Source organism: uncultured Gimesia sp. (genome assembly GCF_937910335.1).
Classification (GTDB): Bacteria; Planctomycetota; Planctomycetia; order Planctomycetales; family Planctomycetaceae; genus Gimesia.
In genome coordinates, this window is sequence record NZ_CALEMX010000124.1 from 1 (window position 1) to 13,106 (window position 13,106).

Below are 13,106 nucleotides of genomic sequence, written 5' to 3' on the forward strand. Positions count from 1 at the left end.
TTACCGATCTCGTTAAAGGTGACTTTCGTGAGAATTATCCTCAAAACGATTCAATACACACTACCTAGTGCCGTGCCGCTCAGATACATGTTGTCGGTGGCTGGTTCTGTGTCGTTTGGTTTTTCTTTATTGAACATTGCGGATTATTGTTGCGAAGTGCGTGTGAGGGTCAAGCACAAAATTGTGTTTGAACGGTGGGTGGTTAATCGCTGTCGACACGTGTCCGGGCTACGGTTTATACGCGTCGAAGTGTGTTCGATATGTTACGAGATATTCGGAACCGGTAATGATTTATCAGGTGAAGATTTTCAAAACAAAGGAACTTTTATAGTAGTGGGATTTTCAGTATTCTCGAAAAGCAGTGGGCATAAAATGCATCTCGCGCGCGACGCGTAAAAACGCATAATAGGATTGGACAGAGGGGTGTCAATCGGGAATGTTTGAGCACTTGAAAATCTGAAGGGACGCCGTTTTTGAAAGATTTGAAGGGGTCAAGGGATGATGTGTCTGCTGAACTGATTGCGGTAGTGAATCGTGTTGAGTTGTGCACAGTGGGCAGTGCTGAAGAGAGTGAGGTGATTTTGAAGGGTGGTTACATGGCGAGTTCAGTTTCATCGGGTGTGGCGAGTTCGGGTAGTTCCTGTTGCATGATTGTGAACATTTCCGCGACATCGGGTTTGAAGACATCGCCGATGAGGATATCGACGAGATTCGTTTTGAATTGTGGATATTGGCGTAGGAAAGTGCCAAAGCTGAAGCCGGGGGCGTAGAAGGCATAAACGAGTTTGCGGAAATTTTCGAGTCCGTTCCGATAGCCGGGATACCATTGGCTGAGGTTATTGACTGAGAAATCCTGTGTATCGAAGGCATCGTTGATAGCGTCTGCGATGAGTTCGCCTGACTTCAAAGCCAGAAACACGCCGCTGGAATAAACGGGATCGATGAAGCCGAGCGCATCGCCGGCCAGCATCCAACCGGGGCCGACGGGTTGAGTGGTATGGTAGGAAAAATCTTTGGTCGTCATGAATTCCGTAACGGGTTGGGCCTCGGTTAGACGTCTTTTGATGCCGAGACAGCGTTCGACTTCAGCATAGAAAATTTCTTCACTGTTGCCACGTTCTTTGGAGAACATGTATTCCATGTCGCCGGTACAGCCGATGCTTACGACATTGTCGGGAAGGGGAATGTACCAGAACCATGAACGTTTGCCTTCGGTTTGTAAAATGAGCGTGGCGCCTTCGTCGATTCCCGAATCGCGTTGTGCATTTTTAAAGTGGGCCCAGACGGTTCCTTTTTTCAATACAGGGTCTGCGACTTTTAGATTGAGCCGATTCGCGATGAATCCTGATTGCCCGCTGGCATCTACGACGAGTTTCGCGTGAATGTCGAGCGTTTCCTTTGAACTGAGTTTCAGTTTGACACCTGTAACTTGTTCTCCTTCGTTTAGAAGTTCAAGAACCTGGGCTCCGGTTTGGATGATCGCTCCCTGATTACGGGCGTTATTGACGAGCATCTGATCGAATTCGGCTCTTAAGACCTGCCAGGTTTGCGAGCTTTCATGTTCTTTGTATTTGTTGAAGTAGAAGGGCATTGTTTCGGTGCCTTCTTCGGTAACAAACTGGACGCTGAATTTTTTGGGGAAGGCGGTTTGCTTGAGTTGATCGATGAGGCCTAAGCGTTTTAATTGCCAATAGGTTTCGGGTATTAAAGATTCGCCTACGTGGAAGCGGGGAAACCGGGCGCGATCAACGACGAGTACTTTTCGTCCCTGTTCTGCTAGAAGTGCTGCTACGGTTGAGCCTGCAGGACCCGCGCCGATTACGATTACATCATATTCCGAATCGAGGGTCGCCTGTTCATTCAGGTTTGTCTGATTCATGAAGGGCCTTCAATTTTACGAGTCTAAATCTAATTGTGAGCAGCATTGTTTTTGGGTTTATAGCAGCCGCGCGGAAATTTCCAAGAGGTCAATTGCGGGTTGCTGGTTACAAAATATGGTTGCCAGACGTCCGTAAGTAATTTCACCTGGTTGGATCTGCATTACTTTGGCTAGTCCGGGGCCTGCGGTTATTCGTAAGACCGCTCCTAAATCAACATGGCGCAGGACATTGTGATTGATGAGTACTCGTCCCAGTGGGATGTCTCCTGCCAGGATTTCGTCCTTGACGGCCTGGGTAACATAATCAAAATTGAACCTGACGATTCCAAACTGAACGACATCATCGGTACCCGTTTTGGATAAGAGAATGATTCTACTATAAATATTTTCGTCCAGTCGCTGATCCAGGACGGCTACATCAACGGGAGATTGATGATATTCTTCCATTGTGACCGTCATATGGTGGTTATGAGCTAGTAGCGTTTTATAGGGGTCTGGGAGTGAGGCTGAAGAAACGTGTTCCGCTTTTTCAAACAGTGGTTGTTCGTGCGGAAACAATTTGACAAGAGCATCGAGTTCGTCTTGTGGGTTCACTGGAGGATGATTTCTTTTTGCTGGAGTTGATCTTTCGAGGATGATCGTGGTGAGTTTCAATCAAATACAACGATAAAAAATTATGTGTATCGAACCATGCGGTGTTCTGGTTCGAAGTATTCGGTAAGTAAGCTGTCGGCCTGAAGCAGGCCTTTGCGTGTGAGTTTTACTTGAGTGTCATCAAAGGTGAGGTAACCTGCATTTTGCTGATTTTTCAATGCTTCGGAAAATTCTTCTGTTAATTTGACGCCGAACTTTTCATAAAAAGGCTGAGTTAAAACGCGACCTTCTTTGAGTTGTAATACAAATTCGCGGATGAGTCGCTGATGGACTGTCGGTTCGAGTGCACGATTGATGGGTAGTTTTCCGGATTCCACCGTTTCCAGATAGTCTTCCAGTCGATCCAGGTTTTGATAATGCACGCCTTGCAAATGTCCAAAGGAAGAGACTCCGGTTGCGATGAGATCATTGCCGCGGAATAAATTATCGCGATAAACGAAGCGATCTGTATCTGGGTTTTTCACCAATTCGTTTCCGCTTGCCAAGTGATAACCTTTCGAGAGTAGTTTTTCGATGGCTTCATTCATCCAGCGGCGTTTGGTGGCCCAGTTGGCAATGGGCGAAGTAATGCCCATCTCTTTGATTTCCTTGGAAATGATTGTGTTGTGTGGTAGTTCCATCTGATAGATGGTGATGTTTTCTGGCGAGAGCTCAATTGCCTTTTCGACAGACTCGGTCCAGTTTTCGTCCGTTTCCCCCATCATGCCTGCGATCAGGTCGATATTGACTTGAGGAAAGCCGACTTGTTGAATCCAGTCGTATGCCTTGAAGACTTCGGGTGTCAGATGAGCGCGTCCATTGGCTTCGAGTAATGTATCGTTAAAACTTTCGATGCCTAATGAGATGCGCGTGATGCCGATTTCTTTGAGTGTTTTTACTTTTTCGAGATTGAGTGTGCCTGGCTCACATTCAAATGTGACTTCCTGCGCTGTTTCCCATGAGAGTAGGCTGGAGAGTCGGTCGCGCAATGAAAGTAATTGTTTCGAGCTTAGGTAGGAAGGAGTTCCCCCGCCGAAGTATGTGAAATCGAGCGTGCGATCTTTAATGGCTTCGACGTTGCTGAGGAGTTCGAATTCGCGTTCTAACGCCTGGACATAGCGATCGATGGTTTTGGCGTTCTGTTTTTCATAGACACGGAAATAACAGAATTTGCAGCGTTTGCGACAGAAGGGGATATGGATATAAAGCCCCATTGGAATACTGGCATCCGGGCTTTGATGCAATACTTCATGAATTCTGGTGACGTATTCCTGCTTCCATAGTGAAAAAGGAGGGTAGTTCGAAACAAAGTAACTGCCAACTTCGGTTGTGCCTGTCGTTTCCAGATCCATAATTCTCTCAAACTTTGATTGTATTTTTAGCCAGCTAAACCACGATTGACGCTGCTTTTGTGTTTACGCTTTCTCTACATCTTATTGTCACTTCTTTCCGAAACAATACAAGGCACCATTTCGGGATTCTGTCCCAATGATCAGATGTCCGGAGCCAATTGCCGGTGAAGCGGTAACGTCGCCTCCTAAATTCTTTTTCCAGAGCATCTTTCCATTTTGCAGGTCCATTTCGTACAGATTGCCATCAGAGGATCCGATAAAGAGACGATTTCCGACAATCACCGGCGAACTGTCAACCCGGCCGCGTGTACCGTATTTCCAGACTGGTTTTCCGGTTTTTCTTTCTACACAATGAATCTGTTTATCTCGCCCGCCGACGACGACATATTCCTCCGTGATGGCTGCTGAAGAATGGTAGGGCAATTCCTTCAACGGATCTTTATATCGCCATTCCATTTTCTGAGTTTTCCAGTTTACAGCGATGATTTCACTGGCATATGTTCCGACATACAGACTCTGGCCCATCAACGCGGGTGATGCAATCAAGTAGGTTGCTAAAGGCATCTGGCTGTGTTGCTTACCTGTTTTGACATCAATCATACGTAGCTGCTCATCGCAACCGGTGACAAAAGTAAAATTGTCTATGATCGCAGGTGAGCAATTCACATATCCGTCTGTTTCAAATTTCCATGCCAGTGATCCATCGGACTCATTCAAACAGTAAAGAAAATTATCGTAGCCGCCAAACAGAATTTTTCCGTTGGTGATGTTGGCGCTGCTGATGATTTCGGCGTCGGTTTTAAATTGCCAGAGTTTTTTCCCTGTCTGGCGTTCAATGGCATGGAAGATCCCATCTTCATCTCCTAAGTAAACGCCTTTGTCCGTGACCAATGGAGATGCTTTAAAGCCGGGAGCGAATTGATCGGGGTTTGGGTCGTTGATGGAACGGTATTTCCAGACTGGTTTCCCTGTTTTTAATTCGAGACATTCTACGTAGCCGTTCAAGCCAGCCATATAAACGCGATCGCCGACAATCGCTGCGGTGGATGCGATTCCGTCGGATGAGGTATGTTGCCAGAGAAGTTCCAGTTTGTGCGGCAGTGATGATTTGGCAATTCCCTGTTGCAGATTGCCATTTCGAAAGGAGGCCCAGTTGCCTGGTTTGCTTTCGGTTTCAGATACGTTGATGCTTGTATTATTTTCAGGTTTTTCCGCGGCGCGTGTATTCATAGAAATAATGACGCAGGTGATTAAAACCGCGAAAACGCCAAAGGACAAAGCCTGTTTTTTGATATCGGTTAAAATGCGCATTCGTACAATTCCCTTAACGAGGATTGATCAACGGGTCGTGGATTAAAATTACCCGTCCATTGCCGAGAGGCTTCTTCAGCGAGCTGATCCATTAGACTGGGGTCGACATTACATTCGGTGAGAGAAGTGGGGGCCCCTGCGGTTGCAATTAATGATTGAATATGTTCGGCCAATAAACCGGCGCCCGCAGGATCGTGGGATTCACATAAGCCGATGTCCGCAGCGAGAACCGAATAATATTCGCCGACGAGTTCTGCATTAAATCGAATGACGTGCGGCAGCATAATTCCGATGGCAACACCGTGTGTAAGATCAAAATGGGCAGAAAGCGGATTGGCTAATGCGTGGGTTGCACCTAGCATAGAGTTTTCGATGGCAGCGCCTGCAAAATGTGCTCCCAGCTGCATATTGCCGCGTGCGGTCAGATCGTCGGGGGTCTCAAGCACTTTCGGAAAGCTGTTTGCTAAGAGTGACCAGGCGCGACGGCTGAAGAGTTGCGAAATTTCATTTCGTGGTTTCGTGACGAATGTTTCGAGGGCATGGCTTAAAGCGTCGATGCCTGTGACATGTGTCACGGAGCGGGGCATGGTGAGTGTTAATTCGGGATCAAGAATGGCAATTTTGCAGGCGGCTTTTTTATCGCCACAGGCCATTTTTATATGAGTTTCCGGATGCGCGATGACGGCAAACGACTGTGCTTCGCTCCCCGTTCCTGCGGTGGTCGGGACGGCAATTAAGGGGAGCATTGGTTTGGCTGCTTTACCGACTCCCCAGTAGTCCTGCATCTGTCCGCCGTTGGTAAGGAGGAAGTTAATGCCTTTGGCACAATCCATACTGCTGCCCCCACCTAGTCCGACGATCAGATCGATCTGGTGGTTGCGTGCGACCTGAAGACCTCGTTCGACATCTTCTGTAGTGGGATTTGGGTGGACATCATCAAAGATGGTGATTTGAAGATTCGCTTTTTCCAGAGAGGCCACCGCGCGTGCTTCATGGCCGGCTTCAGCAAGTCCTTTGTCTGTGACCAGGAGAATGCGTTTTGCTCCTAGCTCTGAAGAGAGTTCTCCCAGTCGGTCTAACGATCCCGCACCAAATATAATTCGCGTACTGGGTGCATAATCAAAGGCAGAAAGAGGGGACCCTGCTTCCTGTTGCGTGTTTAGACTGGCTGACGATTTCGAATCCATGAGAATGATGTTTTCCTTACGTGATCTATCTTGTTCATCGAGCGAATTGAAAATTTACGCCAATGAAACTTTCATGCTTAACTCGTTTCCCTGCTTGTGAAAGAAAATCGAAGTTGTTTGTCATTATGTGGTGTGGAATTTCAGGTAGGTTTAGCCGGTGCGTTAGAATTCAATCGCTGGTCTTCCATCTCCATTCTCTCTCCATCAAACACCGTAGAAGTACAACAGGCATCGCTTTAATAAAACGTAGCGAGTCTCTGTAGTATAATTCTGATCGAAATGGGCTAAGAATTCCAGTAGTCAGCGATGATTTATAAGGAGTTCGGCGGTCTTAACAGGAGTATTATTCATAATTTAGGGGAATCTTCGTCTAAATATAATCTGTTATTGTGGATATAAACTTCTACTGCACGGGGGGTCATAAACCGGACACTTTTTTTTTCGTGAACGCGTTTTCTGATATCGGTCGAGGAAATATCCATTCCGGGCATTGTGACCCAGATGATTTGGGAGAGGACGATTTTCCCAAACTTTTGAGTCAGCTCTGATAGATCTGGTAGACTAATGTTGGGGCGATTGACGCCAATTAGAGTTGCCAATTCTAAAATTTGCTCTGGTTCACGCCAGGTATGCAGATCTCGGACGGAATCTGCTCCGACAATTAAGAAGAATTCATCATCGGGGTGTGATGTTTTCAGCTGGCGAAGCGTTTCTACCGTATAGCTGGGACCTTCCCTGTGGAGTTCGAGGTCTTTGAGGACGAACGCCGGATGGCCGGCGATGGCGAATTCGAGCATCTCCCGCCTTTGTTTTCCAGTCGAAATCCCTTTGCTTTCTTTATGAGGCGGGCTTCCCGCTGGTATCAACCAGATTTCATCCAGGTTGCATTGTTCGCGACATTGTTCTGCAAGCAGAAGATGTCCATAGTGCACAGGATCAAAAGTACCGCCAAATATTCCAATACGCATCAGTTAATCGTTTCTATCAATCAGCTGTGCTGAAAGAATCTTTTTTATCGAATTCTCGATAGTCGAGTTTGATCGTTGAGTTCATTCGTTCAAAGAGTTACAAATCGAAGTAACCCTTTTCCTTAGTATATCCTGCTGAGTATATGAGTAAACCGAAGCAACAGAGCCTATTTGAAGAAGATGAACTTCCGGAAAATCCCATGCCCTGGGAGCGGGAGTCTGCGCAGGATCTGTATCTTGCGAAAGTGGTTTTGAATCGTCCTCTGGATCGGGAGTTTCATTACCTGGTTCCTGAAAGCATGCGAGCTCAGTTGAGTGCAGGTTATCGAGTGCAGGTTCCTTTTGGGCGGGGAAATCAATTGGTTTCCGGTTATTGTGTTGGTGTGGGGCCCGCTGAGAAAGATCAGCCCAGCGTTCGCTTGAAGACGATTGAAGCGATTCTGGACAGCCGACCGCTATTCGATTCCAAGATGTTGAAACTGACGCGTTGGATTGCAGAGCGATATTTGTGTAGTTGGGGGCAGGTATTGGAGTGTGTGGTTCCCGCGGGGGTTAAGAATCAGGCGGGTACCCGTATGGTGACGGTATTTGAACTGGCTCAGATTGATCTTGCTTCCGGGGATGAATTGGCTGAAGTCATCGAAAAGCTGCCAGTCAAGCAGCGTGCTGTTTACGATGTTCTGAGATCTGCTGAGAAACCGCTGACATTGGATGAATTGACTCAGGTGGCGAATTGTGGTTCCGGTCCGGTTCAGTCGCTTAAAAAGAAAGCATTGATAAAAAGTTCTCAAAAACGCGTCCAACAATTTGGGAATGGTGATGACGCAGCGCAAGATCTGATAAAAAAAGAAGAGGATTTAGAACTTAACTCCGATCAATGTCAGGCGCTGGATCAGATTCTGGCTGCGATACGCGGACAGCAGGGTGAGACGTTTTTGCTGCATGGCGTGACGGGTAGTGGAAAAACAGAAGTCTATATTCAGGCGATCCGTGAAGTCGTCAGCTATGGCCAACAGGCGATTGTGCTTGTGCCGGAAATCAGTCTGACTCCGCAGGCGATTCAACGTTTTCGTTCGCGTTTTGAATCCGTGGCGGTTTTGCATAGTCATTTGAGTGACAGTGATCGACATTATCATTGGCAGAATATCGCAGCCGGGAGAGTGCAAGTTATAGTAGGAGCGCGCAGTGCGGTGTTTGCGCCAGCGCCGCATCTGGGCTTAATCGTGATTGATGAAGAACATGAGACTTCATTCAAGCAAGAAACGGCACCGCGTTATCATGCCCGCGAAGTCGCCCGTAAACGTTCAGAGCTGGAGAGCATCCCTCTGATTCTGGGGTCAGCCACGCCGACTCTGAATTCGTGGTTACGGGTGATTGAGAAAAAAGACACGTTGATATCCATGCCTAGTCGCGTCAATAACCTGCCGATGCCTGGTGTGAATATCATTGATGTGCGTAATGATGTACAGATCCGGAGGAACGAATCGATCGGGCGAGTTCTGTTTACCGGGATGCAGCATGCATTGGAGACGGGCGGACAAGTCATCCTGTTTTTGAATCTGCGTGGCTATTCTCCGGCGCTCTGGTGCAAGTCCTGTGGGAATTCGGTCAAATGTCCTCATTGCGAAGTTTCTCTGACCTGGCATCGGGATAAGAATCTGGCGATCTGCCATAGCTGTGATTTTTCGAGTAAGCCTCCGACGCACTGTTCCGGTTGTGGTGCACCGGGACTGCGTTTTATCGGAGCGGGTACACAACGGCTGGAAGAAGAGGTCAAAGCCAAGTTCCCCAGTTACTCCTGCAAGCGAATGGACAGTGATACCATGCGCGGTGTAGGCAGCCATGCCAAGGTTCTAAATGCATTTGCTGCAGGGGATGTTGATATCCTGCTGGGAACGCAGATGATTGCTAAAGGACTGGACTTTCCGAATGTGACTCTGGTGGGCGTGGTTGACGCCGATACGATGTTGCATCAGCCCGATTTGTTTGCCTCGGAACGAACATTCCAATTGATTGCGCAAGTCGCAGGCCGTACGGGGCGGGGTACGCAGGGGGGGCGTGTCTTTGTGCAAACCGCATCACCAGCCGAGCCGGCGATTCTGAAAGCGGCAGAGCATGATTTTCTGGGATTTGCCCAACTCGAACTGGGACATCGAAAAGAGATGCAGGCTCCCCCTTATTCTCATTTTGCACGTGTCATATTGCGTGGACCTCAGGAAGAACGTGTTTTGCAGTTTGCGAGAGAATTATCTCGGGTATTACTTGAAGCCGCGTCTGAGAAAAAGCTGGACATCCAAATATTAGGGCCTGCTCCCGCTCCAATTATCAGGCTGAAAAAGAATTTCCGCTATCACTTTCAGTTAGCTGCTGTGAATGTAGAAGAAATTCTACAACTTTGGCAGGAAATCGCTGGAAAGTTGCCATACGAAAAAGGAATCGATTACATCATCGACGTTGATCCGGTTAACATGCGATAACCAGAGATCTGACCATCAAGATCCGCTTCCTTCGTCGGCTTCAGCGTTTCAAGATTGCAATCAGTGGGAATAGTGGTTTGAATGGTAATGTTGCGTTTCCGCATCGATTTAATCTGTCGTCAAAGAGTCAGACGCGAAATTGTTCAAATTAATTCTACGAGGAAAATCCAGAATGATCGCCCCCGAAACAGAGCATCGATTTCGATCATGGTTGGCTGTTCCTCTTATTTGCCTGCCTTTGTTCTTTCAGGTTTTACCATTGCAGGCACAAGAACCGAAGAATTCTTCTTTTGGTATTCAGGAACAAGTTTCGTGGACCACATCACGGATAAAAGGGACTCCCGAACCTTCGCTACCTTATGAGACTGAGCGTGCCTTTCCCAATCTGAAATTTAATCAGCCACTGGCGATTGCGACTGCATCCGGCCAAAAACGTTTTTTTGTTGCAGAGAGAAAAGGGAAGATATATTCATTTCCCTATGAGGACCAAAAAACCTCACAAACAGATCTGTTCTTTGATCTCAAAGAGCGTGTCAAAGATCTCAATGAAATTTATGGTATTACATTTCATCCCCAGTTTGAGAAGAATCGCTTTGTTTACATCTGCTATGTTTTAAAAGCAGGTTTGCAGGAAGGGACACGCGTTTCCCGATTTAAAGTTTCGGAAACGGACCCGCCCCGATGTGATCCGAACTCGGAAGAGATTTTGATCAACTGGTTATCCGGCGGTCATAATGGAGGCTGTCTGCGATTCGGTCCTGATGGTTATCTTTACATTTCGACCGGCGATGGGGGGCCGGCTTCGCCTCCCGATATTCATAATTCCGGGCAGGATGTCAGCAATCTTTTATCTTGTGTATTACGTATCGACGTCAATCGTGTGGGGAAAGATCGCTTTGGCAAAGATCGGCTCTATTCCATTCCTTCAGACAACCCATTTGTGAATGAACCGGGGGCGCGACCTGAAATCTGGGCCTTTGGTTTTCGTAATCCCTGGAAGATGTGTTTTCATCCTGAGAATGGTGATTTATGGGTAGGCGATGTGGGTTGGGAATTGTGGGAACTGGTGTATCGCGTGGAGAAGGGGGGGAATTATGGCTGGAGCATTCGGGAAGGGCGTCAACCGGTTAAGCCTGGAATGAAAATCGGTCCGACTCCGATTCTTCCGCCGACGGTAGAGCATTCGCATCGTGAAGCGCGTTCGATTACCGGCGGTTATTTTTATGGTAGTTCCCGATTAAAAGGGTTGCAGGACACTTACGTCTATGGAGACTACTCAACCGGCAAACTGTGGGGACTTCGCTATGGGGATCAACGTGTCAATTGGCATCAGGAGCTGGCCAACTCGACGCTGAAAGTCACGGCTTTTGCCATCGATGATACCGGCGAAGTTTATATCGTTGATATTCAAGGCGGCGGCTTTCACCGCCTTATTCCGATTACGAAATCAGAACACAATCCGGATTTTCCGACTCAGCTCAGCCAGACGGGGTTATTTCAGTCAACGGCTGCACATGAAATTGCGCCGGGTGTGATTCCCTATTCCATCAATGCCCCTGCCTGGGCCGATCATGCGACTGGAGAGAGGTTTGTCGCTTTGCCTCCGGAGACGACCATCGCAATCTCGAAAAAAGGAATATGGAATTTTCCGAAAGACAGTGTTTTGATGAAAACGATTTCATTAGAGACCGAACTTGGAAATCCGCAATCATCGCGTCGACTGGAAACGCAGTTGTTGCATTTTAATGGTGCACGCTGGATGGGATACTCTTACCGTTGGAATGAAGAACAGACTGACGCTACTCTGGTTGCTCCTGAGGGAGAGACCCTGAAGTTTGAGGTCAGCACGCAGACGAAACCTGTCAAGAAACATCAAACAGAGTGGCATATTCCCAGCCGTACCGAATGTGCCGTCTGTCATACGCCTTATCAGAACCACCTTTCAGTATTGTCCTTTGACGAAGCACAATTGAATCGTAGCCAGAAGTATGGCGATGTTGTTGATCATCAATTGCGGACTCTGGCACATATCAAAGTATTACCGGAGTCGGTCTGGACGGATTCGAAAGGAACTAAATCCCATTATCTGGTTGATCCTTACGAATCCTCTGCTGCATTAACATTACGGGCGCGATCTTATCTGCATGCGAACTGTCGGCACTGTCATCGAAGCAATGGGGGAGGCGGTTCCACCATAGAGCTTGGTGCCTCTTTGAAACCCGACGGAATGAAAGCGATTGGAGTGACACCAACGCAGGGGAAATTCGGAATTCAGGATGCACAAGTGATATCGCCCGGCGATCCTTATCGTTCGGTATTGCTGTATCGGATGAGTAAACTCGGAAAGGGGCGGATGCCATACTCTGGTTCCTCTCTCGTGGACGAGAGGGGGACAAGATTGATCAGCGATTGGATCGCAAGTTTTCCACCGAGTTCCGATTACCGTTCTGGTATTGTTTCAAGATTACGAAACCGCCATTCAAATCTGTTGCATGAATCCATTCAGATTGCAGATCAGGATTTTGTGAATGAGAAACTTCAGGAAATTCTGGGAAGTACAAGTGGTGCCCTGTATTTGCTGGACTCGTTTGAACGAATTGCGATGTCAGATGAAATGAAAGATCAGATCGTTTTACTGGCGGCTCAGGGAGGAAACCCGCTTGTTCGAGATTTATTCGAGCGCTTCCTGCCGGAAGATCAGAGAATCAAGCGTCTGGGAGTCAAGTTTGATCAGAGTGCGTTGTTGTCTGTGGAGGGAGATTCACGAGAAGGGAAAAAGCTGTTTTTTGAAATGGCGGGGCTGCAGTGTCGCAATTGTCATCGTGTTCATCAACATGGGAAAGCGCTTGGTCCCGATCTCACGCAGATTGGTAAAAGGCTCTCACGTGCGGAGTTGCTTGAGAATGTCATTCAGCCATCTAAAAAGATTGATGAAAAGTATTTCACTTATGTGATAGAAACTCGTTCGGGGAAATTATACACCGGCGTCCTGATCAAAAAAGATAAATCTGGCTTGACTATCAAAGACGCGAAAAATGAAACTTTAAAGATCTCTCATGATGAGATCGAAAATGTTGTGATCCAGAAGAAATCCATTATGCCCGATCAGTTATTACGTGATTTGACGATCGAACAGGCGTCTCATCTGCTGGCATATCTTGAATCCTTGAAATAACTGATTATGGAATCACTGTTCATTGTACTTGCGGGTGCTGTATCAAATAAAAAAGTCTGGTGTTTCATTTCACATTTCCATATAATTCAGGTAAGTCGCTTTTGCGTTCCCTCCTCTGACTGCC

At 47.3% G+C, this 13,106-nt stretch carries 8 protein-coding genes; 2 read left to right on the forward strand and 6 right to left on the reverse strand.

Annotated elements, in window-relative coordinates:
• Window positions 1-592 precede the first annotated feature (592 nt).
• The 6 genes from Q0668_RS04980 to nadD form a co-directional block, all read right to left on the reverse strand.
• The gene (locus tag Q0668_RS04980; RefSeq protein WP_298860711.1) at window positions 593-1,879 is read right to left on the reverse strand and encodes an NAD(P)/FAD-dependent oxidoreductase; all 1,287 of its coding nucleotides are present in this window, start codon (window positions 1,877-1,879) and stop codon (window positions 593-595) included.
• Between the two features lie 57 nt (window positions 1,880-1,936).
• A complete protein-coding gene (locus Q0668_RS04985) occupies window positions 1,937-2,473 on the reverse strand; it encodes a hypothetical protein (RefSeq protein ID WP_298860715.1) in 537 nt (178 codons plus the stop codon).
• An 80-nt stretch (window positions 2,474-2,553) separates the two neighbouring features.
• Window positions 2,554-3,864: a coproporphyrinogen-III oxidase family protein gene (locus tag Q0668_RS04990; protein WP_298860718.1), complete on the reverse strand. Its 1,311-nt coding sequence runs from the start codon at window positions 3,862-3,864 to the stop codon at window positions 2,554-2,556.
• Window positions 3,865-3,951: 87 nt separating this feature from the next.
• Window positions 3,952-5,175, reverse strand: a complete 1,224-nt coding sequence (locus Q0668_RS04995; RefSeq protein WP_298860721.1) for a PQQ-binding-like beta-propeller repeat protein — start codon at window positions 5,173-5,175, stop codon at window positions 3,952-3,954.
• Entirely contained in the window at window positions 5,163-6,362 is a 1,200-nt protein-coding gene (locus Q0668_RS05000; RefSeq protein ID WP_298860726.1) for an iron-containing alcohol dehydrogenase, read from the reverse strand. The genes Q0668_RS04995 and Q0668_RS05000 overlap by 13 nt, the downstream gene beginning before the upstream one ends.
• 347 nt (window positions 6,363-6,709) lie before the next feature.
• On the reverse strand, window positions 6,710-7,330 hold the full coding sequence (nadD, locus tag Q0668_RS05005) for a nicotinate-nucleotide adenylyltransferase (protein ID WP_298860730.1): 621 nt from the start codon (window positions 7,328-7,330) through the stop codon (window positions 6,710-6,712).
• 143 nt (window positions 7,331-7,473) lie between these two features.
• On the opposite strand from nadD, the gene priA reads away from it, so the two are divergent.
• Both priA and Q0668_RS05015 read left to right on the forward strand, forming a co-directional pair.
• On the forward strand, window positions 7,474-9,807 hold the full coding sequence (gene priA, locus Q0668_RS05010) for a primosomal protein N' (RefSeq protein WP_298860733.1): 2,334 nt from the start codon (window positions 7,474-7,476) through the stop codon (window positions 9,805-9,807).
• Window positions 9,808-9,979: 172 nt separating this feature from the next.
• Window positions 9,980-12,982 (forward strand): PQQ-dependent sugar dehydrogenase, encoded by a 3,003-nt coding sequence (locus tag Q0668_RS05015; protein ID WP_298860736.1) that lies wholly within the window; start codon window positions 9,980-9,982, stop codon window positions 12,980-12,982.
• Window positions 12,983-13,106 lie beyond the last annotated feature (124 nt).